Raw genomic sequence first — 26,724 nt, 5'->3', positions numbered from 1 at the left:
CGCCCGGATCACGTCCGGCAGCCCACGGGTGTGAGGTCGAGGGGGCGGCCTTCCGGGCCGAGGGCGATCGCCCAGAGGCCTCGGGTGGCGGGGTGGAGGGGGGTGGGGGCCTGGCGGGCGAGTTGGTGGTCGAGGTAGGTGACCGTGTCCCGGTGGTTGACGGCGTTCCAGGCGTGCGGCCGGCCGTAGGCGTCGAGGGTGAGGAGGACGGCCTGGGAGCCGTGGCCGGCGCGACGGAGGTCGTCGGCGAGGCGGTCGAAGGCCTGGCCGCTGTCGCCCAGGTCCCGGAAGGGGGCGCCGAGTTCGCGTTCGGCGCGGTCCCGGCCGCCGCGTTCGCCGGCGTCGCCCTCGGTGGGGATGCGCGGGGCGGCACAGGTGGGCCGGCCGGTGTAGCACTCCACCGCGGAGAGGGCGATCTCCAGGCTGTTGTTGGCCCGGCCGGGTTCGCGGTAGCCGCCGTCGTTGACGGCCTCCGCCCAGCCGCCGACGGCCGGATCGGGGTGGCGGACGGGCAGTCCGTCCCCGTCGCGGGGCGCACGGCGTTCAAGCTCGGCCTGGTGTTCCGGGTCGACGGGGCCGAGCCCGCCGGGCAGCCCGTACGGGCGGCTGTCGGCGAGGCTGCGCAGCCGCGCGGCCGGGTCCTCGGGGTGGGCTCCGTGCCGTGCGCGCAGGGCGAGTTGGAGGGCCATCGCGTGGGCGGTCGCGACCGGGACCGCGCCCCAGGCGAGGGTGGGGTCGGCGACGGCGGCGGCGGTGTCCCGGCGTCGGGCGTCCCCGTGGTGCGGCTCGGGCCGGCCGGGTACCGGGGTGGTGCCGACGAGCGGCGGCGCGGCCGGAGCCGGCGGTTCGGCGTGGGCCGACGGGGGACCGAGGACGGGCGGCGCGGCGCCGACCGGAGGCCGCGGTGCGGGAGCGCCCGGCCGGGGTTCGGCGGAGACCGCCCCGGCCGCCCCTGCCCCGCCGGACCCTGCCCCACCGGCTCCCGACCCGCTGCCGCCTGCCCCGACACCGCTGCCGAACGGCGCGGCCGCGTTCGCGGGCCCGCCCCCGCCCGCGAGCGGTCCGGGCCCGACCGCACCGATGGCACCGACGGCGCCGATGGTTCCGGTCATGCCGGCCGTACCGGCGGTACCTGCCAGGGGGTACCCGGCACCGTACGCCGGTGTCCCGAAGTGCCCGGCGACCCCGACCGGCCGGATCGCGGACGGAACGTCCACCGCCGGTCCGGGCGCGGCACCGGGCGCGGCACCGGGCGCGGCACTCGGCACGACACCGGGCGCGGCATCGGGCGACGAACCGGGCGCGGGCGGTGCGCTCACCGAGTCGGTCCGTACGGTCACCGGCCCGCCGCCGTGCACCGGAGCGGAGCCGCCGGCCGCGGGGGCCTGGAGCGGGTAGTCCCCGTCCGACCCGCCCGCCGGGCCACCGCCCTGGCGGACCGGCGCGGCGACGGACCGGCCGGACGCCCCGTCGTCCCGCGCGGGCGGCGTCCAGTCGCCGCCTCCGGCCGCCGCCCGGTGCTGCCCCTGCCACCCCCCGGTCGCGTACGAGGCCCCCGAGGCCACCGCACCGGCAGGCGAGCCCGCGGCGACGGCACTGTCCACCCCACCCGCGCTCGCCCCGGCCAGCGGGCCCGCGACCGGTCCCGCGACCGCCCCCGGGTCCGCCACGACGGTCGAGGCCACGGTCACCGCGACGGGCACCTTCGGATCGGCCGTCCCGTCCACGCCCGGGCCGTCGAGCGGCTTCCCGTCCCGGCCGGCCAGGGTGTCCGGCGCCGCCGCCGGCCCGGCGAGCGGCACCCCGTGGATCTCCTTGCCGTGCTCGTCGGTGAGCACCGGCCGGCCGTGCTCGTCCAGCCGGACGGCCAGGTCGGCCACCCCGACGACCGGCTTGCCGTCCGGCCCGGGGACGACCAGCAGCCCGGAGGCGTCGTCCACCGGCGTGCCGTCGGCGCGGAGGATGACCGGCCGACCGTCCTGGCCGAGGACGGGCTGCCCGTGCTCGTCGAGCCTGACGGTGAGCCCGGGCACGCCGACCAGCGGCTTGCCGTCCCTCCCCGCGAGCAGGACCAGCCCGGAGCCGTCCGCGCCGAGCACGCCCGGTTCGCCGAGGGCCACGGGCAGTCCGGCGGCACGCGGGTCGAAGGCGCCGGTGCGGTACGAGGCGGCGGTGACCTCGGTGCCCCGCGCGGTGCCGAGCCGGAGCAGGGCGACGGCGGCCGGCTCCTTGAGGGCCGCGGAGAGGGCCTCCTTCATGGCGCGACCGAGTTCGCCGAGCAGCCCGCCGATCTTCAGCGCGGCAACCTCGACGGCGACCGCCGCCACACCCGCCGCAACCTGTTCGGTGGCGGTGTTCTTCACGTCGGCCGCGAGGCCGCCGACGGCCTTCCTCAGCCCGCCGACCACCCCGTCCGCCCCTGCGCCCGTCCCCGCGCCCGCCGCGGTCCCCGTCCCCGGACCGGCGGCGGCCGCCGCGGCGACCCTGCCCGCCGCCTCCTTGGCCGCGGCGGCCCGCTGCTCGGCCTGCGCGAGGTCGGCGGCGAGCTGCTGCAGGGTCGCGATGATCTCGGCCTTGCAGGTGTCCACGGCCCGGGCGGCCGTGTCGAAGGCGGCGGCGACCAGCCCGACCGCGGCGTGCGCGTCGTCCAGGTGTCCCTTGCCGCCGCCGCTGAAGGTCTGCCAGTACGCGCCGAAGGACTCGACCGCGTGGCCGGAGTTGTCGGCGGTGACGCGCCGGACGGACTCGCCGCAACGGCGGGTGAGGCGGTCGGCCTCCTTGCCGAACTCCCGCCAGACCCCGGCCGCCCTGCGCAGGCCCTCCTCGTCGGCCTGCGGCCACGGGTGGCCGGTCCTGGCCAGCACCGGCACCAGTTCTTCGGGCAGTTTCCGGGACACGCGCTTCCCCCTCCGAGCCGGGTCCGTCAGACCGACATGTCCTTGGGGACGGCGGGGGCCGCCCCCGGGGTTGCCCCCGTCGTCGAGTAGACCGCGGAGACCGCCGGCGCTCCGGGCCCGACCCCCGTCCCGCCCTCGACCGCGGCGCCGAACCCGCCGGCCGCCGAGGTGTCCGTGTCCGTCGTCCGCTCGGCCATCGTGTGCAGCCCGGTCCCGACCTTCCCCACCTGCCCGGCCAACCCTCGGAGCCCGCCGACGAGTTCGCCGTGCGCCGGGCCGTACACGGCGGCGAAGCCACTGCCGGGCGCGTCCGTTCCCCAGGGGGTGCCGAGCGCGGCGAGGTCCCGTTCCAGGGCGGCCACGGCCTTCGTCAGCTCACCCCCGAGCTTCTCGAACTCCCGCCCCTCGCCGTGCAGTTCCCACGGCTTGAGGACGAACCCGCCACCCGCACGGTCGGATGCCCCGGTGCTGCCGCCTGCCATCCCCGTACCTCCCCGTAGCGGACCGGCCGCCATCCTAGGCACGCCCCGGCCCCCGCCCGCAGCGCCCGCCGGACCTCTTCACCCCGCCTTCACCCGCACCGAGCCCGCCGCCACGCCCACTGCGCACCGCCCGGCCCCATCACCGAGACGCCCCCGCCCGCCCCACCCCCGCGACCGCCCGCACCCGGCCCCCACCCCCGCGACCGCCCCGCCCGTAACCCGCCGCCACGCCCTCAGCCCCGTCATCACCCCCGCGGAAGCTCTACCCTTGCCGGGTGGCACCAGCAGAAACGTCCAAGAAGAAGGCCAAGGCGAAGCCCGAGGCCTCCCCCGCCCCCGTCGACCTCGCGATGCCGACCCTGCGCCGCGAGATCCCGCGCGACGAGGTCCCGCTCGACTTCCCGCGCGCCTGGGTCGAGTTCGCCGACCCCGCCGACGAGGAGCAGGTCTTCCGCTGCGACCTCACCTGGCTGACCTCCCGCTGGTCCTGCGTCTTCGGCCAGGGCTGCCACGGCATCCGCGAGGGCCGCGGCGAGTCGGACGGCTGCTGCACGCTGGGCGCGCACTACTCGGACGAGGACGACGAACAGCGCGTCCTGGGCCACGCGGCGCGGCTGACCCCCGAGCTGTGGGAGAACTTCGCCGAGGGCACGGACGCCAAGGGCCGGCTCGTCTCCGACGGCGGCATCACGATGCTGGACGAGGACGGCGACCGCCAGACCCGCCGGGTCAACGGCGCCTGCATCTTCGTGAACAGCCCGGACTTCGCGGGCGGCGCCGGCTGCGCCCTGCACGCGCTCGCCCTCAAGGAGGGCCGCGAGCCGCTGGAGACCAAGCCGGACGTCTGCTGGCAGCTGCCGATCCGCCGCACCTACGACTGGATCGACCGCCCGGACGACACCCGCTACCTGCAGGTCTCGATCGGCGAGTACGACCGCCGCGGCTGGGGTCCGGGCGGCCACGACCTGCACTGGTGGTGCACTGGCGCCCCGGCGGCCCACCAGGGCGCGGAGCCGGTGTACGTGAGCTACCGCCCCGAGCTCACCGAGCTGATGGGCCGGGCCGGGTACGACGTGCTGGCCCGCCTGTGCGAGGAGCGGATCGCCACCAAGGGGGACCGCAAGGTCGCCCCGCACCCGGCCGACCCCACCACGAAGGCCGCCACCGCCACGAAGGCCGCCACCGCCAAGGCCACCGGCAAGAAGGCCGGTAAGACCGGGAAGGCCGGGAAGTAGGACCGACCTACTTGTCGATGTCGCCGACCACGAAGAACATCGACCCCAGGATCGCCACCATGTCCGCGACCAGCGTCCCCGGCAGCAGCTCGCCCAGCGCCTGGATGTTGTTGAAGGACGCCGAGCGCAGCTTGAGCCGCCACGGCGTCTTGTCGCCGCGCGAGACCAGGTAGTAGCCGTTGATCCCGAGCGGGTTCTCGGTCCACGCGTAGGTGCTGCCCTCGGGCGCCTTGAGCACCTTGGGCAGCCGCTGGTTGACCGGCCCGGCGGGCAGGGCGGCGAGCTTGTCGAGGCAGGCGTCGGCGAGGTCGAGCGAGTTGAGGGTCTGCTCCAGCAGGCACTCGAAGCGCGCCAGGCAGTCGCCCTCCTCGCGGGTGACCACGGTGAGCACCTGCCGCAGCTCCTCGGAGCCGTACGCGAGGTAGGGCTCGTCGCGGCGCAGGTCCAGGTCGAGGCCGCTGGCGCGGGCGATCGGGCCGCTGACGCCGTACGCCTGGGCCTGCGCCCGGGTGAGGACGCCGACGCCGGCGGTGCGGGCGCGGAAGATCTCGTTGCCGAGGACGAGCTCCTCGAAGACGGGCATCTGCGAGCGGACGGTCGCGACGGCGGTGCGGACCCGGCCGAGCCAGCCGGCCGGGAGGTCCTCCTTGAGACCGCCGACCCGGTTGAACATGTAGTGCATCCGGCCGCCGGAGGCCTCCTCCAGCACGTGCTGGAGGTCCTCACGGCCGTGGAAGGCGTGGAAGATCGGGGTGATCCCGCCCAGCTCCAGCGGGTAGGAGCCGAGGAACATCAGGTGGTTGAGCACCCGGTTGAGCTCGGCGAGCAGGGTGCGGATCCACACCGCCCGCTCGGGGACCTCCATGCCGAGCATCCGCTCGACGCCGAGGACGACGCCGAGTTCGTTGGAGAAGGCGGAGAGCCAGTCGTGCCGGTTGGCCAGCATGATGATCTGCCGGTAGTCGCGGGCCTCGAACAGCTTCTCCGCGCCCCGGTGCATGTAGCCGATCACCGGCTCGGCGGTGACGATGCGCTCGCCGTCCAGCAGCAGGCGCAGCCGCAGCACGCCGTGCGTGGCCGGGTGCTGCGGGCCGATGTTGAGCACCATGTCGGTGGTGCCCGCCTCGCCGGTGAAGTTCTCGGCTCCCGCCCCGATGCCGACCGTGGTCTCCCTCATGTCCCCAGAGTCTGCCATCCCGGCGGGGGCTCCCGGATCAGTGCCCCTCGAAGATCTCAAGGGGCGACATGCCGACGGCCTGGAGCAGCCATCCGAACCCGCCCAGCCCGTTCGGGTCGGTCAGCTCGGCCGCCTCTCCCGCCCGGCTCAGCGCCCGCAGGTAGCCCGCGGGGTCGGTGGAGGCGAGGGCGAGCGGCGGGCGGCCGCCGCTCACGCCGAGCGCGCGCAGGGCCTCGCGCTGCGTCGTCCACAGGCTGTGGAGGGCGGGCGCGGCGACGGCGTCCAGGGCCACGTGCGCAGTGACGTCGCAGGAGCCGTCCGGCACCGGGGCGACCTCCCTGCCGTCCCGGAAGCCGGTGAAGGTGCCGAAGGGCGGCCGCCGCCCCGCCGTGTGCCCGTAGTCGACCGCGACGGCCAGGCCGCGCTCCAGCCCGGCGACGGCCCGCGCCCAGGCGGCGTCCCGGGATCCGCCGAACTCGACCACCTCCCCGGGCTCCGCGACCGGCCACCAGCGCTCGGCCCAGGCCGAGTCCGCCTCCGACACCTCGGCGCCCGGTCGCACCGCGCCGGTCGCGGTGTCCACCTCGACGTAACGCAGCACCCCGTCCTCGTCCACCTCGCCGGCGTCCAGCGGCACGTTGTCCAGCCACTCGTTGGCGAACAGCAGCCCGGTCACGCCCTGCGGCAGCTCGTCCGTCCACAGGGCTGTGGACGGAAGTCCGTCCGGGCGCCGCGCGATCTCCACGCCGTACGGGCGCAGCCGCGCCAGCACCCCGGCAGGCAGCTCGGCCAGCACGCCGGTCAGCAGTTCCCCCCGCCCGGCCCCCACGTCCACGAAGGCCAGCTCCTCCGGACGACCGAGGGCCGCGTCAACCTCAAGGAGCAGCCGGGCCACCGCACGGGCGAACCCGGGCGAGGCGTGCACCGAGGTGCGGAAGTGCCCGGCGGGGCCCTCCGGCCTGCGGTAGAAGCCCCGCTCGGGGTCGTACAGGGCCTGTTCCATGGCGGGCGCCCACCGCATCCAAGTCATGGGGCGGGACGCTACCCGGCGGTTCGTGGACCCTCCCAATCGGAGCGGGTGCTTCTCCGACCTACGGAGTAGGACGGATCGCCCTACCGGCGGACCTGGACACACTGAGCGACTGCCTACGCTGGACACGTGCATCGACTCAACGCCTGGCTCCGCCGTCACCCCATGGTGGTCGACTCCGCCTGGGCGGCGATGGTGCTCTTCATCGGCCTGGTGCCGAACGACAACATCCCCGACGACGGCTGGCGCTTCGGCGCGGACGTCCTGGTCGCGCTGGTGCTGCCCGCGCTGATGGTCTTCCGGCGCCGCTACCCGGACGTCACGGTGGCCGCGGCCGCCGGCCTGGGCGTCAGCCAGGTGCTCGCCGACGTCGAGCCGGGCGGGTCCTCGATCGCCTACCTGGTCTTCGCCTACACCGGCGCCGCCTTCGGCCAGAAGTGGACGTCCCGGCTGGCGCTGACCGCCGGGCTGGCCGCCGGGCCGCTGGTGTTCTGGCAGATGCACCCGGTGAAGACGGTCCGCGAGAGCGCCGGCCACTACGTCAGCCGCTCGTACGGCCTCGGCGAGGCGGCACTGATCATGCTGCTGATGAGCACGCCGTTCATCCTGTGCTGGGCGTGGGGCCGGCTGACGAGGGTGCGCCGCGCCTACCTGACCGAGCTGGAGGACCGCGCCGCCCGGCTGGAGCGCGAGCGGGACGCCCAGGCCAAGGTGGCGGTGGCCGCCGAGCGGGCCCGGATCGCCCGCGAGCTGCACGACGTGGTCGCGCACAACGTCTCCGTCATGATCGTCCAGGCCGACGGCGCCGCGTACGTCCTCGACAACTCCCCGCAGCAGGCGAAGGAGGCGCTCGGCACGATCGCCTCGACCGGCCGTCAGGCGCTGGTCGAGATGCGCCGCCTGCTGGGCGTGCTGCGCACCTCCGACACCACCGCCGAGGAGTACGTGCCGCAGCCCGGCGTGGAGGAACTGCCGGAGCTGCTGGAGCAGGTCCGCACAGCCGGGCTGCAGGTGGACTACGCGACCTCCGGGCACCCGCGCGAGCTGCCGCGCGGGGTCGAGCTGACGGTCTACCGGATCGTGCAGGAGGCGCTCACCAACGTCCGCAAGCACGGCGGCCCCGATGTGCACGCCCGGGTCGCGGTCGACTTCGGCGAGCGCGAGCTGGCCGTGCTGGTGGAGGACGACGGCCGCGGCAGCACCGACGAACAGCTGGCCTCCGGCGGTGCGGACGGCCTCGGCCACGGCCTGATCGGCATGCGCGAGCGGGTCGGCATGGTCAGCGGCCGGCTCGACGTGGGCCCCCGTCCCGGCGGTGGTTTCCGGATCCGCGCCGTCCTGCCGCTGAAGGCCGCACACTGATCCTCCGCCCCACTTTCTAGGAGCCACCTTGACCATCCGCGTGATGCTCGTCGACGACCAGGAACTGCTGCGCACCGGGTTCCGGATGATCCTGCAGTCGCAGGGCGACATCGAGATCGCCGCCGAGGCGGGTGACGGCGCGCAGGCCGTGGAGCTGCTGCGGCACACCAAGGTGGACGTGATCCTGATGGACGTCCGGATGCCGCGCCTGGACGGCGTGCAGGCGACCCGCCGGATCTGCCTGGCCGAGGACGGCAGCCCGCTGCCGGGCGCCCCGCACGTGCTCATCCTCACCACCTTCGACCTGGACGAGTACGCCTTCGCCGCGCTCAAGGCCGGCGCCAGCGGCTTCCTGCTCAAGGACGTCCCGCCGACCGAGCTGGTGGCCGCGATCCGCGCGGTGCACGGCGGGGACGCAGTGGTGGCCCCGACCACCACCCGCCGGATGATCGACCGCTTCGCCGAGGTGCTGCCCACCCCGCAGAGCGCCCCCGGCTCGAACGTCCTCGGCCCGCTGACCGAGCGCGAGCGAGAGGTGTTCCTGCTGGTCGCCCAGGGCCTGTCGAACGGTGAGATCGCGGCCCGGCTGGTGCTCTCCGAGGCGACCGTGAAGACCCACGTCGGCCGGATCCTGGCCAAGCTCGGCCTGCGCGACCGGGTCCAGGCCGTGGTGCTGGCGTACGAGGCCGGGCTGATCCGGGCCGGGGCCACCGACTGAGCCACCGACCGAGCCTCCCTGGCTCCTCGGCGCCGACCGTAGACTGGGGCGGTACGTCCGGTACCCGACCAGTGGACCGGAACGGTCATTCAGGACAAGGGTGGATGCGTGGATCCGTCCGACTTCGCCGGTTCCGGCGAGTTCGCCCCGATCGCCGACGGCCTCGGCGACCCCGCCTTCGGAGATCCCGGTGATCCCGGCAACCGCCCGGCCCGGCTCGCCGTCGGCGTGGTCGGCACCGGCCGGGTCGGCCCCGCGCTGGGCGCCGCACTGCAGCTCGCCGGGCACACCGTGGTCGCCGCGTCGGGGGTGTCCGCCACCTCGCGCCGCCGCGCCGAGGCGCTGCTGCCCGGCGTGCGGATCGTCACCCCGCCGCAGGTGCTGGCCGCCGCCGACCTGGTCCTGCTGACCGTCCCGGACGACGCGCTGGCCGACCTGGTGGCCGGGCTGGCCGCCACCGGCGCCGTGCGCCCCGGCCAGCTGGTCGTGCACACCTCCGGCGCGCACGGCGTGGCCGTCCTGGAGCCCGCCACCCGGGCCGGGGCGCTGCCGCTGGCCCTGCACCCGGCGATGACCTTCACCGGCACCTCGGTCGACCTGGACCGGCTGGCCGGCTGCCCCTTCGGCGTGACCGCCCCCGAGGAGCTGCGGCCGGTCGCCGAGGCGCTGGTGGTGGAGATGGGCGGCGAGCCCGAGTGGGTGCCCGAGGAGGTCCGCCCGCTCTACCACACCGCCCTCGCGCACGGCGCGAACCACCTGGTCACCCTGGTCGCCCAGGCGATCGAGCTGCTGCGCACGGCCGGCGTGGCCGAGCCGGGCCGGATGCTCGGCCCGCTGCTGGGCGCCGCCCTGGACAACAGCCTGCGCTCCGGCGACGCGGCCCTCACCGGCCCGGTCGCCCGGGGCGACGCGGGCACCGTGCGGCGCCACCTGGCGCAGCTCAGTACGGTGTCCCCCGACATCCCGGCGGCCTACCGCGCGATGGCCCGCGCCACCGCACAGCGGGCGCTCGCCAACGGAACGATCGACGAAACGTCGGCGGCGGCGCTGCTGGACGTACTGAACGAGGAGACGCGCTAATGGCACGCGGCAAGCAGCCGAACAAGCCCCAGCGGACGCCGAAGGTCCACCGGGCCGTCGTCACCCGCACCGTGGACGACTTCGAGGCCGCGTTCTGGCCGGACGAGCAGCCGGTGGACAACGCCGTGGTGATGACCATGGGCGCGCTGCACGAGGGCCACGCCGCGCTGATCCGGGCCGCCCGCAAGCAGGTCGGCCGGGACGGCCGGGTCGCGGTGACGGTCTTCGTCAACCCGCTGCAGTTCGGCGCGGGCGAGGACCTGGACCGCTACCCGCGCACCCTCGACGCCGACGTGAAGCTGGCCGAGGAGAACGGCGCCGACGTCGTCTTCGCACCGTCCGTCGAGGAGGTCTACCCGAACGGCGAGCCGCAGGTGCGCCTGGTGGCCGGCCCGATGGGCGAGCGCTTCGAGGGCGCCACCCGCCCCGGGCACTTCGACGGCGTGCTGACCGTGGTCGCCAAGCTGCTGCACATCACCGACCCGGACTTCGCGCTCTTCGGCGAGAAGGACGCCCAGCAGCTGGCGCTCATCCAGCGGATGGTCGCCGACCTCGACTTCGACGTCGAGATCGTCGGCGTGCCGACCGTCCGCGAGGAGGACGGCCTGGCGCTGTCCTCGCGCAACCGCTACCTCTCGGAGGAGGAGCGCACCCGCGCGCTGGCCCTGTCCCGGGCCCTGTTCGCCGGCCGGGACGTCGCCGCGCAGGGCCCGAAGGCCGTGCGCGAGGCCGCCTCGGCCGTCCTGGACGGCGCCGAGGGCGTCACCCTCGACTACCTCGCCCTGATCGACCCGCACGACTTCTCGGAGGCGGCGGACGACTTCCAGGGCGAGGCGGTGCTGGCCGTCGCCGCGAAGGTGGGCGAGACCCGCCTGATCGACAACGTTCGCATCATCGTCCGGTAGTCCCGGCAGTTCCGACCCCCTCAGGCATGCACTCACAGGAGGCGTGACCCGCAATGCTCCGCACCATGCTCAAGTCCAAGATCCACCGGGCCACCGTGACCCAGGCCGACCTGCACTACGTCGGCTCCGTCACGGTGGACGAGGACCTGCTCGACGCCGCCGACCTGCTCCCCGGCGAGCTGGTCCACATCGTCGACATCGACAACGGCGCCCGGCTGGAGACGTACACCATCGCCGGCCCGCGCGGCTCCGGCGTGATCGGCATCAACGGCGCCGCCGCCCGTCTGGTCCACCCCGGCGACCTGGTCATACTCATCGCCTACGGGCAGATGGACACGGCCGAGGCCAAGGGCTACGAGCCGAAGATCGTCTTCGTGGACGAGCAGAACCGGATCACCGGCCTGGGCGGGGACCCCGCGGAAGCCCCGGAGGGCAGCGGACTGCTCCGCGGGGACGCGGCGTACCGTGACGAGGACGGCGCGGCCACCGCGGCCACGCGCCGAAGGAGCCGCTGAGTCATGTCCGTCACCCACCGCCTCACCGCCCCGGCCCCGGGCTGGACCGCCACCACCGACGTGGTCGTGGTCGGGTCCGGCATCGCCGGCCTCACCGTCGCCCTCAACGTCCGCAAGGCCGGCCTGCGGGCCATGGTGGTCACCAAGGCGGTCCTGGACGAGGGCTCGACCCGCTGGGCCCAGGGCGGCATAGCCGCGGCCCTGGGCGAGGGCGACACCCCCGAGCAGCACCTGGACGACACCCTGGTCGCCGGTGCCGGCGTCTGCGACGAGGAGGCCGTCCGCACCCTGGTCACCGAAGGCCCGGACGCCGTCCGCCGGCTGATCGCGGTCGGCGCGGCCTTCGACCGCGACGAGGCCGGCGAGATCCTGCTCACGCGCGAGGGCGGCCACCACCGCCACCGGATCGTGCACGCGGGCGGGGACGCCACCGGCGCGGAGGTCTCCCGCGCCCTGGTCGCCGCCGTCCGCAGCGACCCCGACCTCGAACTGATCGAGCACGCCCTCGTCCTCGACCTGCTGACCGACGCCGCGGGCCACACCGCCGGGCTGACCCTGCACGTGATGGGCGAGGGCCAGCGCGACGGCGTCGGCGCCGTCCGGGCCCGCGCGGTGGTGCTCGCCACCGGAGGCCTGGGCCAGGTCTTCTCCGCCACCACCAACCCGGCCGTCTCCACCGGCGACGGCGTGGCCCTGGCCCTGCGGGCCGGCGCCGCCGCCGCCGACCTGGAGTTCGTCCAGTTCCACCCGACCGTGCTCTGGCTCGGCGCGGACGCCGCAGGCCAGCAGCCGCTGGTCTCCGAGGCCGTGCGCGGCGAGGGCGCCCACCTGGTGGACGCCGACGGCGTGCGCTTCATGGTCGGGCAGCACGAGCTGGCCGAACTCGCCCCGCGCGACATCGTCGCCAAGGCGATCACCCGGCGCATGCAGGAGAAGGGCGCCGACCACATGTACCTGGACGGGCGGCACTTCGGGGCCGAGATGTGGGAGCACCGCTTCCCCACCATCCTGGCCTCCTGCCGCTCCCACGGCATCGACCCGGTCACCGAGCCGATCCCGATCGCCCCGGCCTCTCACCACGCCGCCGGCGGCGTCCGCACCGACCGGCACGGCCGCACCTCCGTCCCCGGCCTGTACGCCTGCGGCGAGGTCGCCTGCACCGGCGTGCACGGCGCCAACCGGCTGGCCTCCAACTCCCTGCTGGAGGGCCTGGTCTTCGCCGAGCGGATCGCCGCCGACCTGGCCGAGCGCCACGCGGCCGGCGAACTGCCCGAGCGCACCGTGGACGTCGCCGCCGCGCAGGCCGCCAAGGCCGTGCCGCTGCCGGCCTCCGAGTCGCGCGCCGAGATCCAGCGGCTGATGTCGCGCGGCGCGGGCGTGCTGCGCTCGGCCGCCTCGCTGGCCGACGCCGCCGCCGGGCTGGCCCTGCTCGCCGAGCAGGCCCGGTCCCACGTGGCCGAGGAGAAGCCGGCCGACCCCCGGGTGGAGACCTGGGAGGCCGCCAACCTCCTGCTGGTCGCCACCGCCCTGGTGGCGGCGGCCGCGCAGCGCGAGGAGACCCGCGGCGGCCACTGGCGCGAGGACTTCCCCGAGCGTGACGACGCCCACTGGCGACGCCACCTGATCACCACCCTCGCCGCCTCCGGCGACCCCGTCAGCACCCCCGAGGAGCAGTAGAACCATGACCCACGCGCACGAGGAACTCCCCCTGGCCGACCAGGGCGGCTGCGGCGACGGCTGCGCCTGCGGGGACGGCGAGGGCTACGAGACCGGCCTGGACCCGCAGCTGGCCGAGCTGCTGGAGGAGGCCGGACTGGACCCGATCGAGGTCGAGGACGTCGCCACCCTGGCGCTGGCCGAGGATCTGGCCGGCGGCGAGGACGTCACCTCGGTGGCCACCGTGCCCGCCGACGCGGTCGCCACCGCCGACTTCACCGCCCGCGAGGCCGGCGTGGTGGCCGGCCTGCGGATCGCCGAGGCGGTCGTCTCGCTGATCTGCGAGGAGGAGTTCGAGGTCGAGCGGCACGTCCAGGACGGCGACCGGGTGGAGGCCGGCCAGGTGCTGCTGTCGGTGCGCTCGCGCACCCGCGACCTGCTGACCGCCGAGCGCAGCGCGCTCAACCTGCTCTGCCACCTGTCCGGCATCGCCACCGCGACCCGGGCCTGGGCGGACGCCCTGGAGGGCACCGGCGCGGTCGTCCGGGACACCCGCAAGACCACCCCGGGCCTGCGCGCGCTGGAGAAGTTCGCGGTGCGCTGCGGCGGCGGCGCCAACCACCGGATGGCGCTCTCGGACGCGGCCCTGGTGAAGGACAACCACGTGGTCGCCGCGGGCGGCGTGGCCGAGGCCTTCCGGGCCGTCCGGGCCGCGTACCCGGAGCTTCCGGTCGAGGTCGAGGTGGACGAGCTGGCGCAGATCCAGCCCGTCCTGGAGGCCGGCGCGGACCTGATCCTGCTGGACAACTTCACCGTCGAGCAGCTGAAGGAGGCCGTCGCGCTGGTGGCCGGCCGGGCGAAGCTGGAGGCCTCCGGCGGACTGACCCTGGCCAGCGCGCGCGAGGTCGCCCAGACTGGTGTCGACTACCTGGCCGTGGGCGCGCTGACCCACTCCTCACCGATCCTGGACATCGGCCTGGACCTGCGCGCCTGACCGTCAGGAGCAGAGCAGACCCGTCCCGACTCGCAGAAAGCGTCCCCGTGCTCCTCACCATCGACGTCGGCAACACCCAGACCACGCTCGGCCTGTTCGACGGCGAGGAAGTGGTGGAACACTGGCGGATCTCCACCGATCCGCGCCGCACGGCCGATGAACTGGCGGTGCTGCTGCAGGGGTTGATGGGCAACCACACCGCGGTCCGGGAGGCCTCGGTGGAGGGTCTGGCGATCTGCTCCTCCGTCCCCGCCGTGCTCCACGAGCTCCGCGAGGTGACCCGCCGCTACTACGGCGACGTCCCCGCGGTGATCGTGGAGCCCGGCGTGAAGACGGGCGTCCACGTCCTGATGGACAACCCCAAGGAGGTCGGCGCCGACCGGATCGTCAACGCGCTGGCCGCCAACCACCTGTACGGCGGCCCGTGCATCGTGGTCGACTTCGGCACCGCGACCACCTTCGACGCCGTCAACGCCCGCGGCGACTACGTCGGCGGCGCGATCGCCCCCGGCATCGAGATCTCCGTCGAGGCGCTCGGCGTCCGCGGCGCCCAGCTGCGCAAGATCGAGCTGGCACGGCCGCGCAACGTGATCGGCAAGAACACCGTCGAGGGCATGCAGTCGGGCATCCTCTACGGCTTCGCCGGGCAGGTCGACGGCCTGGTCGAGCGGATGGCCCGCGAACTCGCCAAGGACCCGGACGACGTCCAGGTGATCGCCACCGGCGGCCTCGCCACCCTCGTCCTCGGCGAGGCCACCACCATCGACGTCCACGAGCCCTGGCTGACCCTCATCGGCCTGCGCCTGGTGTACGAGCGCAACCGGCCGAGCTGAGCGGCGCTCAGCGGGCGGTCGATCCGCCCGAGCGCCTCCTGCACCAGGTCCTCGGCGAGGTGGGTGCCCCCGCCGGTGAGCAGGCAGGCCGACCGGTGGAGCGGGCGGGTACGGGCGGCCGCGAACTCCCGGATGTCCTCGGCCCGCCGCCGACTGCGCGGCGCCTCCCGCCGACCGTCCGGTTCCGGTTCCATCCCCGACCGCCCCCTCCTCGCACTCCCCCGTCACTTGGATGACCAGGTGTGCACCGGGCAGTGTTACAGGCCTGGCGAAGGGTTCTCCCAACGGGCCGATCGTGCGGACTTCGGCGCGACGTTACCGACAAATCGGATATTCCTCACGTAGTGTCAGTCCATGCCTACGCCACACGGATCGCGCGGCGGCATGGCCTTCAGCGCCGACGAAGTCCGCGTGCTGCGCCGCGCCCTCGCCCAAGCCCTGCACCCCGCCGTTCCCGTCCACCTCCAGGTGCCCGACCGGCCCGCACTCGCCGGGCCGGGCGCCGAACTCTGGGCGGAGGACGTCCAGGACGCGCTGCGCCTGACCGAGGCGATCGACGAGGCCGTCCAGGAGGGCGGCCGGCTGCGCGCCTTCCTGCTCGCCGACCTCGGCCGCTACCGCTCCGCCCTGCCCGGCAGCGCGCCCGGGTACCTGGAACGGCTGGAGGAGGCGGTGTCCGACGGCTACCTGCCCGGCCCCGAGGACCTCACCGCACTGCGCGGGCTGACCCGTCAGCCCTGCGGCCACGGCGAGCGCTCGCGCCGCTCGCGGCTGGCCGGGCGTTGCCACGCGCTGGCCGAGGCCGCCGTCCGCGAACGCCTCGCCCTCGCCACCGGCCAGCCGCGCCACCTGGTGGCCGTACCGAGCCCCGCCGCACCCCCGAGCAGTCACCCCACCCCTGTAGGAGGACGGACCACCATGAGCAGCACCGACTCCCGCCCGGAGCAGCCCGCCGAGCCCGCCGCCGCGAAGACCCCGCCCCGCCCCCACCGGATGCCCACCCCCGCCGAGCTCTTCGGCCGCCGCCCCAAGCCCCCGGCCAGGCCCGCCCCGCCCGCCGAGGAGGCCCCCGAGGAGATCGAGCTCGCCACCGGCACCGGCTGAGCCGCACCGGCCCGTGAGGGGAGACCGCCGCCGCGGTCTCCCCTCACGCGTAATCCGGTCGCGGAGCACGGTGTACGGCTGGCTACCCTTGTGGGGTGAGCGATCAGAGCCTTGTTCCCGCGACCGACGACCTTCCCGAGCAGATGCGCGTCCGGCGCGAGAAGCTGGACCGGCTCCGGGCGGCCGGTGTCGACCCGTACCCGGTCGGATTCCCCCGCACCAGCACCATCGCGGACCTCCGTGCCAAGCACCCGGACCTGGAGCCGGACACCGCCACCGGCGAGCGCGCCGGCATCACCGGCCGGGTGATCCTCTCCCGCACCGGCGGCAAGCTGTGCTTCGCCACCCTGCGCGACGGCACCGGCGACCTCCAGGTGATGTTCTCCCTGGACAAGCTGGGCGCGGAGCGGCTGGCGGCCTGGAAGTCCGACATCGACCTCGGCGACCAGGTCGGCGTCGAGGGCGAGGTGATCACCTCCAAGCGCGGCGAGCTGTCCGTGATGGTGGACCGCTGGGAGCTCACCGCCAAGTGCCTGCGCCCGCTGCCGGACAAGCACAAGGGCCTGACCGACCCGGAGGCCCGGGTCCGCCAGCGCTACGTGGACCTGATCGTCAACCCCGAGGCCCGCGAGATCCTGCACCTGCGCAGCCGCGTGGTCCGCTCGATCCGCCGCACCTACGAAGACCGCGGCTACATCGAGGTCGAGACCCCGATGCTGCAGCCGGTGCACGGCGGCGCCAACGCGCGTCCGTTCAAGACGCACATCAACGCGTACGACATCGACCTCTACATGCGCATCGCCCCCGAGCTGTACCTCAAGCGGCTGGTGGTCGGCGGCGCCGAGAAGGTCTTCGAGATCAACCGCAACTTCCGCAACGAGGGCGCGGACTCCACCCACAACCCGGAGTTCACCTCGCTGGAGTCGTACGAGGCCTACGGCGACTACGACACCCAGGCCGAGCTGATCCGCGCGACGATCGTCAACGCGGCCCGGGACGCGCTGGGCACCACGGTGATCAAGGGCGTGGACGCGCACGGCGTCGAGCACGAGATCGACCTGGCCGAGCCGTGGGAGGAGGTCAGCGTCTACCCGGGCATCTCCGCGCACCTGGGCGTCGAGGTCACCCCGCAGACCACCGTCGAGGAGCTGCGCAAGCTGGCCGCCGAGCACGGCATCCCGTTCGAGAAGGACTGGGGCCACGGTCAGATCGTGCTGGAGATGGTCGAGCGCCTGCTGGAGGAGAACGCCGTCCGGCCGACCTTCATCAAGGACTACCCGACCGAGGTCTCCCCCCTGACCCGCGAGCACCGCTCGATCCCGGGCGTGGCCGAGAAGTGGGACCTGGTGATCTTCGGCACCGAGATCGGCACCGCCTACTCGGAGCTGGTCGACCCGGTCGAGCAGCGCGCCCGCCTCACCGCCCAGTCCCTGCTGGCGGCCGGCGGCGACGTCGAGGCGATGCAGGTGGACGAGGACTTCCTGCGCGCGCTGGAGTACGCGATGCCCCCGACCGGTGGCCTCGGCCTCGGCGTGGACCGCCTGATCATGCTGCTGACCGGCAAGAACATCCGGGAGACCGTGCTCTTCCCGCTGGTCAAGCCGGAGCCGAAGGCTTCCGCCGCGACGGCGGAGAAGACCGAGGAGGAGTGACCTGATGGACTACGTCAGCGCGATCGTGCCGCCGCTGGTCATGGCGATCGGCTTCGGGTTCCTGGTGCGGGCCATCATCCGCAGCCAGGGCGGGAGCCGGAAGGCCAAGGAGGACTTCGACTGATCCCCCGGGGGTCCGGGCCGTCCCCGGGCCCCCGACGACCTGCGGGCGGACCCGCGACTGACGCCGTCAGCCGCCCCGAACGACCGGCGCGCCGCCATTCCCGAATCCCGGGGGTGGCGGCGCGCCGGTTTGGCGCACTTCACAAGATTTGCCCCATTCACTCCCTATCCTGGCCGCACTATGGTCCGGCAACTCGGCGAACTTGAGAACGCCATCATGACCCGGGTGTGGCAGTGGAACCGACCGGTGACGGTTCGCGAGGTTCTCCTGGATCTGCAGTCGGAACGCGAAATCGCGTACACCACGGTGATGACCGTCCTGGACAAGCTCCACAGAAAGGGCTGGCTGCGCCGCGAGCGGGCCGGCCGGGCCTATCGATATGAACCGGTCTCCTCGCGTGAGGCGTACACGGCGGCCCTGATGAACGACGCCTGGGCCACCAGTGACAATCCGGCGGCCGCCCTGGTGCACTTCTTCGGCCTGATGTCGCCCGAGCAACGCGAGGCACTGCGGGACGCGTTGCGGGTCGCCGCTCTGTTCCCGCCCGATCCGCCGGGGGCGGATTCCGCACCGGCGGACGGCCCGGATACCGGCGAGGCGGATACCGGCGGACCGGATACCGGTGGGACCGCACCCGGGGCGACGCGATAACGTCCCGCCATGGAGGTCACCATCCGCCGCGCACGGACCACGGACGTGCGGGCAGTACGCAGGCTCATCGACGCCTACTCGCGCGACGGCATTCTGCTGGACAAGCCCACGGTCACACTGTTCGAATCCGTCCAGGAGTTCTGGGTCGCGGAACGCGACGACAACGGCGCGGTGGTGGCCTGCGGCGCGCTGCACGTGATGTGGGAGGACCTCGCCGAGGTCAGGACGCTCGCGGTCGATCCGGTCTGCCGGGGCTTCGGCATCGGGCACCTGCTGCTGGAGAAGCTGGTGCAGACGGCCCGCTGGCTCGGCGTCCGTCGGATTTTCTGCTTGACGTTCGAGGTCCCGTTCTTCGCGAAACACGGTTTCGTCGAGATCGGGGAGGTCCAGGAAACCGATGATGGTACGACAGACCCGGCGGCGATCGCTACGGATGTCTATGAAGAACTCCTCCGCTCGTACGATGAAGGCGTCGCCGAGTTCCTCGACCTGGAGCGCGTGAAGCCCAACACACTGGGCAACTCGCGCATGCTGCTGCACCTCTGACCGGCTCCGCCCGGGTCAAGGGTTTGTGTTTTCCGGAGAAAAGCGCTTTCCTTTCCTTAGGCAATGGGTCGTTTAGCGGAAAGGGAAGCCCGTGGCACAGAGGGTGCAGGTCATTCTTGAAGACGATCTCGACGGTGGTTCGGCGGACGAGACGGTGACGTTCGCGCTCGACGGCGTTGCCTACGAGATCGACCTGAAGAGCGCCAACGCGGACAAGCTCCGCGGCCTGCTGGCGCCGTACGTGGAGAAGGGCCGCAAGCAGAGCGGCCGGCTCGCCGGCGCCCGCCGCCCGGGCCGCGGCGCCGCCCAGCGCCCCTCCGGCAGCGCTCCGGACACCGCGAAGGTCCGCGCGTGGGCCAAGGAGCAGGGCATGGACGTCAACGACCGCGGCCGCGTGCCGAGCACGGTCCGCGAGGCCTACGACAAGGCCAACGCGTCCTGACCCCGGCGCCGCCGGCACGCCGGAGCGGATGCGGGGCCCCGGCTGCCGCGCACGGCACCGACGACACACGCGCGGGGCGCGGAGGAGTCTCCTCCGCGCCCCGCGGCGCGTGCCCGGACGACCGCGGCGCGTGCCCGGACGGCCACGGCGCCACCGGCGCCGGGAGGCGTCCGGGGTGCGGGCTCGGGCGGCGGAACAATCACGAGCTGTGCAACGCTGTAGGGGCGAAGCGGTAACGCGGGCACCACCGGGATGGCGTACCGACCATCCGGGCCGCCGTTGAACCACCGTCACCGCGGCCCGACTTCTCGCCAGGCGAACACCGCCACCGCGGAAACTGCGCGAGAACCGCCCCGATACCGGGTATGAATGCAGGTGGACGGGTTCTCGGACCCGTCCAGGGGCAGTATGCGCGACCGGTCGGAGAGGGTCCGGGCGCGCCCCGGCGGCGCTTGTTCGCCGATGGCGTAGCGGATTCCGGTGCATCCGGCCCACCAGTGGGAACACCGTTTCCCAGCATCAGGTTGGGATTGGTGTCGGCTGGTCGCGCAGCATCTCGCTCCTCTACCGGGGAGTGAATCCGTGGGCCGCGCCGCTGAGCGGGACTAGCATGCGGAAGGACAGGGCGGGGACGGACCCCGAACTGCCCGACCGCTCTGAGGAGCGATAAACGATGTTCGAGAGGTTCACCGACCGCGCGCGGCGGGTTGTCGTCCTGGCTCAGGAAGAAGCCCGGATGCTCAACCACAACTACATCGGCACCGAGCACATCCTCCTGGGTCTGATCCACGAGGGCGAGGGCGTCGCCGCCAAGGCCCTGGAGAGCCTCGGGATTTCTCTTGAGGCCGTTCGCCAGCAGGTCGAGGAGATCATCGGCCAGGGCCAGCAGGCCCCGTCCGGTCACATTCCCTTCACGCCCCGGGCGAAGAAGGTCCTGGAGCTGTCGCTGCGGGAGGCCCTGCAGCTCGGCCACAACTACATCGGCACCGAGCACATCCTGCTCGGCCTGATCCGCGAGGGCGAGGGCGTCGCCGCCCAGGTCCTGGTCAAGCTGGGTGCCGACCTCAACCGGGTGCGCCAGCAGGTCATCCAGCTGCTCTCCGGCTACCAGACCAGCGGTGGCAAGGAGTCGGCCACGGCCGGCGGGCCCGCCGAGGGCACCCCGTCGACCTCGCTGGTCCTGGACCAGTTCGGCCGCAACCTCACCCAGGCCGCCCGCGAGGCCAAGCTCGACCCGGTCATCGGGCGCGAGAAGGAGATCGAGCGGGTCATGCAGGTGCTGTCCCGCCGCACCAAGAACAACCCGGTGCTGATCGGTGAGCCCGGCGTCGGCAAGACCGCCGTGGTCGAGGGCCTGGCGCAGGCGATCGTCAAGGGCGAGGTCCCGGAGACGCTCAAGGACAAGCAGCTCTACACGCTGGACCTGGGCGCCCTGGTGGCCGGCTCGCGCTACCGCGGTGACTTCGAGGAGCGCCTGAAGAAGGTACTCAAGGAGATCCGCACCCGCGGCGACATCATCCTGTTCATCGACGAGCTGCACACCCTGGTCGGCGCGGGCGCCGCCGAGGGCGCCATCGACGCCGCCAGCATCCTCAAGCCGATGCTGGCCCGCGGCGAGCTGCAGACCATCGGTGCCACCACCCTGGACGAGTACCGCAAGCACCTGGAGAAGGACGCCGCGCTGGAGCGCCGCTTCCAGCCGATCCAGGTCGCGGAGCCGTCGCTGCCGCACACCATCGAGATCCTGAAGGGTCTGCGCGACCGCTACGAGGCCCACCACCGGGTCTCCATCACGGACGCCGCCCTGGTCGCCGCCGCCACCCTGGCCGACCGGTACATCTCGGACCGCTTCCTGCCGGACAAGGCGATCGACCTGATCGACGAGGCCGGCTCCCGGATGCGCATCCGCCGGATGACCGCGCCGCCGGACCTGCGCGAGTTCGACGAGAAGATCGCCGACGTGCGCCGCGAGAAGGAGAGCGCGATCGACGCGCAGGACTTCGAGAAGGCCGCGTCCCTGCGCGACGACGAGAAGCAGCTCCTGCAGGCCAAGGCCAAGCGCGAGAAGGAGTGGAAGGCCGGCGACATGGACGTCGTCGCGGAGGTCAACGAGGAGCTCATCGCCGAGGTCCTGGCCACCGCCACCGGCATCCCGGTCTTCAAGCTGACCGAGGAGGAGACCTCCCGCCTGCTGCGCATGGAGGACGAGCTGCACAAGCGCGTCATCGGCCAGAAGGACGCCATCAAGGCGCTCTCCCAGGCCATCCGGCGCACCCGTGCGGGCCTCAAGGACCCGAAGCGCCCCGGCGGTTCGTTCATCTTCGCCGGCCCGTCCGGTGTCGGTAAGACCGAGCTGTCCAAGACGCTCGCCGAGTTCCTCTTCGGCGACGAGGACGCGCTGATCGCGCTCGACATGTCCGAGTTCTCCGAGAAGCACACCGTCTCCCGGCTGTTCGGCTCCCCGCCCGGCTACGTGGGCTACGAGGAGGGCGGCCAGCTGACGGAGAAGGTCCGCCGCAAGCCGTTCTCGGTCGTCCTCTTCGACGAGGTCGAGAAGGCCCACCCGGACATCTTCAACTCGCTGCTGCAGATCCTGGAGGACGGTCGCCTGACCGACTCCCAGGGCCGCGTGGTCGACTTCAAGAACACCGTCATCATCATGACGACCAACCTCGGCACCCGGGACATCTCCAAGGGCTTCAACCTGGGCTTCGCGGCCACGGGTGACACCCAGACCGGGTACGAGCGGATGAAGGCGAAGGTCGGCGAGGAGCTCAAGCAGCACTTCCGCCCCGAGTTCCTGAACCGTGTCGACGACATCGTGGTGTTCCACCAGCTGTCCGAGGACGACATCATCCAGATCGTCGACCTCATGATCGCCAAGGTGGACGAGCGGCTCAAGGACAAGGACATGGGCCTGGAGCTCAGCGTCGAGGCCAAGAAGCTGCTGGCCAAGCGCGGCTACGACCCGATCCTGGGTGCCCGTCCGCTGCGCCGCACCATCCAGCGCGAGATCGAGGACCACCTCTCCGAGAAGATCCTCTTCGGTGAGCTGCGGGCCGGTCACATCGTCGTCGTCGACGTCGACGGCGAGGGCAAGGACGCCAAGTTCACCTTCCGCGGCGAGGAGAAGTCGGCCGTCGCGGACACCCCGGCCGCGGTCGCCTCGTCCGGTCCGGACCTGACGAAGTAGCCAACTTTTAACAGACAACTTCACAGCAACCGAGCCCCCGGCGTTCACGCCGGGGGCTCGGTGCGTTCCGCCCCGTCGGAGCGCCTGCCGCCGCGGACCCGGACGGGTGGCTTCCGGGCTGGTTGGTACGGGTGCGGTCGATTTCTCAGGCAGGTTTAACGAACATACGGTTGACAGACGGTCAGCTGATGGGAAGTCGCGGAGCATAGCGCCGTGACCATGTCACGGTCAAGGTCTATCTTTTTTATGCACGCTTGTATCAAATGACGTCCACCTGTCTTTCATTTTGGTTTGCCGGGCTTTGGCCAAGAGCTGGCCCCGGTCGGGGAGGACGTCACAACGTTGAAGAACACCAGGAGAACCGCTGCAGCCGCGACGGCCGCAGCGGTCATAGTCACGCTCGGCGCGGGCCTGTTCCCGAGCACCGCCGTCGCGGCCGGCTCGGCCCCCGTGCCGAAGGACCCGGCCGAGGCCGTCCAGAACACCGAGCACAACATCCCGGGTCCGCTGACCGCCAAGGAGGAGGCCGAGCACAAGGCCGCCACCGAGCAGCTGCTCAACGGCACGGCCCAGGTCGAGCAGCACAACGGCAGCACCAGCGTGAAGCTCGGCAAGGACAAGTACGTCGAGCTCGCCCGTGAGCGCACGGACAAGATCTTCACGATCCTCGTCGACTTCGGCGACCAGGTCGACAACACCACCAAGACCGCCGACGGCAAGGTCAAGTACGGCGGTGAGCCCGGCCCGAAGCACAACGAGATCGCTGCTCCGGACCGCGCCACCAACAACTCGACCGCCTGGCAGGCCGACTACAACCAGGCGCACTACCAGGACCTCTACTTCAGCAAGGACAAGCCCTCGCTGAAGACCTTCTACGAGAAGCAGTCCTCGGGCCGCTACTCGGTCGACGGTGTGGTCTCGGACTGGGTCCGCGTCCCGTGGAACGAGGCCCGGTACGGCTCCGACTACTGCGGCTCCAACGTCTGCGCCAGCGCCCAGGACCTGATCCGCGACGCCGTGGACATCTGGTACAAGGACCAGCTGGCGAAGGGTCAGACCGACGCCCAGATCAAGGCGACGCTGGCCCAGTACGACCAGTGGGACCGCTACGGCTCGCACCACGACGGCAACTTCAACCAGCCCGACGGGTACATCGATCACTTCCAGATCGTGCACGCCGGTGAGGACAAGTCGGCCGGCGGCGGCAAGCAGGGCACCAAGGCCCTGTGGGCGCACCGCTCCTACGTCTACGGCAACCTGACGGGCCAGGCCGGCCCCGAGGGCAACAAGCTCGGTGGCGTGCAGGTCGGCAACTCCGGCCTCTGGATCGGCGACTACACGATGCAGCCGGAGAACGGCGGCCTCGGCGTCTTCGCCCACGAGTACGGCCACGACCTCGGTCTGCCGGACCTCTACGACACCGCCGGCAAGGGCATCGACAACTCGGTCGGCTTCTGGTCGCTGATGTCCTCCGGTTCCTGGCTCGGCGAGGGCAAGGACAGCATCGGCGACATGCCGAACGACCTCGACGCCTGGAGCAAGTACCAGCTCGGCTGGCTGAAGGTCGACCGCGCCAAGGCGGGCACCGAGTCGACGCACCACATCGGCCCGGTCGAGTACAACACCAACCTGCCGCAGGCGCTCCTCGTCGACCTGCCGAAGAAGAGCATCACCACCGACATCAACAAGCCGTTCGCGGGCGGCAACGAGTGGTGGAGCGGCAGCGCCGACAACCTGAACGTCACGCTCACCCGTGACATCGACCTGACCGGCAAGACCAAGGCCAGCATCAACGCCAAGGCCTGGTACGAGCTGGAGCCGGACTTCGACTACGCCTTCGGCGAGGTCTCCACCGACGGTGGCAAGACCTGGACCGTCGTGGACGGCACGTGGAACGGCGCCGCGCTCCCGAAGGAGAACGGCCGCCCGGCCGTCAACGGCCTCGCCGCCACCTGGGGCGACCTGTCCTTCAACCTGGACGCCTACGCCGGCCAGAAGATCCAGTTCCGCTACCACAACACCACCGACGGCGGCCTGCACTACAAGGGCTTCGCGGTGGACAACGTCTCGGTGACCGCCGACGGCGCCACCGTGTTCAGCGACGACGTGGAGAACGGTGTCAACGGCTGGTCCGCCACCGGCTTCACCCGCTTCGGCGGCTCGTACACCAAGGACTACGCGCAGTACTACATCGCGGAGAACAAGCAGTACGTGTCGTTCGACCAGACGCTGAAGACCGGCCCGTACAACTTCGGCTTCGCCGACAAGCCGAACTGGGTCGAGCACTACGCGTACCAGCCCGGCCTGCTGATCTGGTACTGGGACGAGTCGCAGACCGACAACAACGTCAGCGCCCACCCGGGCCACGGCCTGGTCCTGCCGGTCGACTCGCACCCGGCGCCGATGAAGTGGTCGGACGGCACCCTGATGCGTCCGCGCATGCAGGGCTCCGACTCCACCTTCGGTTCGCGCCGCGTCCCGGCGCTGACCCTGCACAAGGCCGGCGTCGAGACCGTCATCCCGAAGGCCAAGGGCGTCGACGAGTTCTCCGACCTGAAGTCCTGGTGGTCGAAGGACAACCCGTACAGCGGTGTTGACGTTCCGAAGACCGGCACCAGCATCGAGGTCGAGAACGAGTCCTCGAACTACCTGGAGACCTGGATCCGGGTCCGCCCGGTCGACAACTGATCGAGCCCGTAGCGATCGGCCTGTGACCAGGCAGCTCTGACGGAACCACGTCCGGCCCGTCCCCGCACCGTGCGGGGGCGGGCCGGACGCTTTGCCCGGTCTCCCTCCGGGCCGGCAGCCCCTCGGGGCCGGCGCCTGGTCAGGGGCGGCCGACGCGGGTCCGCAGCCGGTCCAGGAAGGCCGCGGCCGCCACCTCGACGTCGGCACCGGTCCAGTCGAGGGCGGGCGAGGCGACCGTGACCTCGGTCATCGCCAGGCCCGGCAGCTCGCGTTCGCGCCAGGCGCCGAACAGCCCGATCCCGGTCTCCTCGGCCTGCGCCAGCGAGACCTCCTCCAACTCCTCGGCCGGGTACGGCAGCCAGAGCCGGAACTGGTGGGTGTGCGGCGGGGCCGGGTGCACCCGGGCACCGGGGACGGCGGCGAAGGCCCGGGCCAGCGCCTCGGCGACCGTCCGGGCGTGCGCCACGTACCCCTCCAGCAGCGGAAGTTCGCGCTCCAGACCGGCCAGCGCGGCCAGCGCGAACGGCCACTGCTGGAAGAGCTGCCCGCCGTAGCGGTGGCGCCAGGCCCCGGCGGTGCGCACGAAGCCCGCCGAACCGGCCAGCGCGGCACCGCTGATCCCGCCGAGCGTCTTGTAGAAGGAGACGTAGACCGAGTCGGCCAGGGCGGCGACCTCCGGCAGCGGGCGGCCGAGCGCGACCGCGGACTCCCAGATCCGTGCACCGTCCAGGTGCAGTGCCGCGCCGTGCTCCTCCCGCACCACCGCGGCCAGCGCCCGCAGCCGCTCCCAGTCGGGCAGCACGAACCCGGCGTCGCGCAGCGGCAGTTCCAGGCTCAGCGCGGCGTACGGCTCGTCCAGGGCGCGCACCTCCTCGGCGGTGGGCTGGCGCGGCGCGACGGTCGGCCAGAGGCTGCGCAGGCCGGTGAGGACGCCCAGCGCGTGCCGCTCGTGCCGGTCGGTGTGGGCCAGCGGGTGGGTGGCGACGGTGCGCAGCCCGGCGGCCTCGGCGTGGATCCGCAGGGCGACCTGCTGGGCCATCGTGCCGGTCGGGAAGAAGGCCGCGTCCTCGGTGCCGAGCAGCCCGGCGACCCGCAGCTCCAGGGCCCGGACCACGCCGTCGCCGTACTGGTCCGGCCGGTCGTCCAGATCGGGGGCGGCTCCCTTCCCGTCCGGAGGCGGATCGGCCAGGTCCGCGAGGCGTTCACGGATGGTCCGCGGCCGGACGCCGGACAGGATGCGCTCGCAGCCGCGCAGGGCGGCGAAGCGGCGGTCCGCCGGGCTCGGGCGGTCACCGGCGTCGGGGTCTTCGCTCCTGTTGCCATACATGGGTCGATGGTCCCGCAGCGGGCCCGACCGGTCATCGGTGCGGACGCAAGCGGTTCGGACGGAGGCGGTTCGCGCCCGTCAAACCCCGGCCGCGGGTGGTACTGGTCACAGGC

At 72.8% G+C, this 26,724-nt stretch carries 21 protein-coding genes; 16 read left to right on the top strand and 5 right to left on the bottom strand.

What is annotated here, in order from left to right; translation table 11 throughout:
• Positions 1-8 precede the first annotated feature (8 nt).
• Positions 9-2,897 carry a toxin glutamine deamidase domain-containing protein gene (locus ACZ7KX_RS07210; protein ID WP_470325692.1) on the bottom strand — a complete coding sequence of 963 codons (2,889 nt, stop codon included), beginning with the start codon at positions 2,895-2,897 and terminating at the stop codon, positions 9-11.
• Between the two features lie 26 nt (positions 2,898-2,923).
• Positions 2,924-3,379 carry a hypothetical protein gene (locus ACZ7KX_RS07205; protein WP_470325691.1) on the bottom strand — a complete coding sequence of 152 codons (456 nt, stop codon included), beginning with the start codon at positions 3,377-3,379 and terminating at the stop codon, positions 2,924-2,926.
• 275 nt (positions 3,380-3,654) lie between these two features.
• On the opposite strand from ACZ7KX_RS07205, the gene ACZ7KX_RS07200 reads away from it, so the two are divergent.
• Positions 3,655-4,614, top strand: a complete 960-nt coding sequence (locus ACZ7KX_RS07200; RefSeq protein ID WP_470325690.1) for a DUF3109 family protein — start codon at positions 3,655-3,657, stop codon at positions 4,612-4,614.
• A 7-nt stretch (positions 4,615-4,621) separates the two neighbouring features.
• Here ACZ7KX_RS07200 and ACZ7KX_RS07195 read toward each other — a convergent pair whose 3' ends face one another.
• The gene (locus ACZ7KX_RS07195; protein WP_470325689.1) at positions 4,622-5,791 is read right to left on the bottom strand and encodes an NADH-quinone oxidoreductase subunit D; all 1,170 of its coding nucleotides are present in this window, start codon (positions 5,789-5,791) and stop codon (positions 4,622-4,624) included.
• 37 nt (positions 5,792-5,828) lie between these two features.
• Positions 5,829-6,821, bottom strand: a complete 993-nt coding sequence (locus ACZ7KX_RS07190; RefSeq protein WP_350521633.1) for an SAM-dependent methyltransferase — start codon at positions 6,819-6,821, stop codon at positions 5,829-5,831.
• A gap of 129 nt (positions 6,822-6,950) precedes the next feature.
• Here ACZ7KX_RS07190 and ACZ7KX_RS07185 point away from each other — a divergent pair, with 129 nt between their 5' ends.
• From ACZ7KX_RS07185 to ACZ7KX_RS07115, 15 genes are all read left to right on the top strand, one after another.
• Positions 6,951-8,183, top strand: coding sequence for a sensor histidine kinase (locus ACZ7KX_RS07185; protein WP_470325688.1), 1,233 nt, complete (start codon positions 6,951-6,953; stop codon positions 8,181-8,183).
• Between the two features lie 28 nt (positions 8,184-8,211).
• A complete protein-coding gene (locus tag ACZ7KX_RS07180; RefSeq protein ID WP_350521635.1) occupies positions 8,212-8,901 on the top strand; it encodes a response regulator transcription factor in 690 nt (229 codons plus the stop codon).
• 150 nt (positions 8,902-9,051) lie between these two features.
• Positions 9,052-9,981 carry a Rossmann-like and DUF2520 domain-containing protein gene (locus tag ACZ7KX_RS07175; protein WP_350521737.1) on the top strand — a complete coding sequence of 310 codons (930 nt, stop codon included), beginning with the start codon at positions 9,052-9,054 and terminating at the stop codon, positions 9,979-9,981.
• Positions 9,981-10,886 (top strand): pantoate--beta-alanine ligase, encoded by a 906-nt coding sequence (gene panC / locus ACZ7KX_RS07170; RefSeq protein ID WP_396548948.1) that lies wholly within the window; start codon positions 9,981-9,983, stop codon positions 10,884-10,886. The genes ACZ7KX_RS07175 and panC overlap by 1 nt, the downstream gene beginning before the upstream one ends.
• 53 nt (positions 10,887-10,939) lie before the next feature.
• Entirely contained in the window at positions 10,940-11,401 is a 462-nt protein-coding gene (gene panD, locus ACZ7KX_RS07165; protein WP_350521637.1) for an aspartate 1-decarboxylase, read from the top strand.
• A gap of 3 nt (positions 11,402-11,404) precedes the next feature.
• Positions 11,405-13,078, top strand: a complete 1,674-nt coding sequence (locus ACZ7KX_RS07160) for an L-aspartate oxidase (protein WP_470325687.1) — start codon at positions 11,405-11,407, stop codon at positions 13,076-13,078.
• Positions 13,079-13,082: 4 nt separating this feature from the next.
• The gene (nadC, locus tag ACZ7KX_RS07155; protein ID WP_470325686.1) at positions 13,083-14,051 is read left to right on the top strand and encodes a carboxylating nicotinate-nucleotide diphosphorylase; all 969 of its coding nucleotides are present in this window, start codon (positions 13,083-13,085) and stop codon (positions 14,049-14,051) included.
• A gap of 47 nt (positions 14,052-14,098) precedes the next feature.
• The gene (locus tag ACZ7KX_RS07150) at positions 14,099-14,884 is read left to right on the top strand and encodes a type III pantothenate kinase (RefSeq protein ID WP_350521640.1); all 786 of its coding nucleotides are present in this window, start codon (positions 14,099-14,101) and stop codon (positions 14,882-14,884) included.
• 354 nt (positions 14,885-15,238) lie between these two features.
• On the top strand, positions 15,239-15,988 hold the full coding sequence (locus ACZ7KX_RS07145) for a hypothetical protein (protein ID WP_396548945.1): 750 nt from the start codon (positions 15,239-15,241) through the stop codon (positions 15,986-15,988).
• Between the two features lie 95 nt (positions 15,989-16,083).
• Positions 16,084-17,640 carry a bifunctional lysylphosphatidylglycerol synthetase/lysine--tRNA ligase LysX gene (gene lysX, locus ACZ7KX_RS07140; RefSeq protein WP_402804309.1) on the top strand — a complete coding sequence of 519 codons (1,557 nt, stop codon included), beginning with the start codon at positions 16,084-16,086 and terminating at the stop codon, positions 17,638-17,640.
• A gap of 304 nt (positions 17,641-17,944) precedes the next feature.
• On the top strand, positions 17,945-18,415 hold the full coding sequence (locus tag ACZ7KX_RS07135; protein WP_470325685.1) for a BlaI/MecI/CopY family transcriptional regulator: 471 nt from the start codon (positions 17,945-17,947) through the stop codon (positions 18,413-18,415).
• A 9-nt stretch (positions 18,416-18,424) separates the two neighbouring features.
• On the top strand, positions 18,425-18,961 hold the full coding sequence (locus ACZ7KX_RS07130) for an amino-acid N-acetyltransferase (protein ID WP_350521644.1): 537 nt from the start codon (positions 18,425-18,427) through the stop codon (positions 18,959-18,961).
• 91 nt (positions 18,962-19,052) lie between these two features.
• Complete coding sequence (locus ACZ7KX_RS07125; protein WP_350521645.1) at positions 19,053-19,403, top strand: histone-like nucleoid-structuring protein Lsr2; 351 nt, start codon at positions 19,053-19,055, stop codon at positions 19,401-19,403.
• Positions 19,404-20,076: 673 nt separating this feature from the next.
• The gene (locus ACZ7KX_RS07120; protein WP_387618510.1) at positions 20,077-22,596 is read left to right on the top strand and encodes an ATP-dependent Clp protease ATP-binding subunit; all 2,520 of its coding nucleotides are present in this window, start codon (positions 20,077-20,079) and stop codon (positions 22,594-22,596) included.
• A gap of 342 nt (positions 22,597-22,938) precedes the next feature.
• Positions 22,939-25,284: an immune inhibitor A domain-containing protein gene (locus ACZ7KX_RS07115; protein ID WP_470325684.1), complete on the top strand. Its 2,346-nt coding sequence runs from the start codon at positions 22,939-22,941 to the stop codon at positions 25,282-25,284.
• 139 nt (positions 25,285-25,423) lie between these two features.
• Here ACZ7KX_RS07115 and ACZ7KX_RS07110 read toward each other — a convergent pair whose 3' ends face one another.
• A complete protein-coding gene (locus tag ACZ7KX_RS07110) occupies positions 25,424-26,611 on the bottom strand; it encodes a threonine aldolase family protein (RefSeq protein WP_470325683.1) in 1,188 nt (395 codons plus the stop codon).
• Positions 26,612-26,724: the final 113 nt, after the last annotated feature.

The sequence above is a fragment of the Kitasatospora sp. NPDC038210 genome (genome assembly GCF_055600605.1).
Note: the sequence above shows the minus strand (reverse complement) of the source record. Positions and strands in the feature narration are given on the sequence as shown.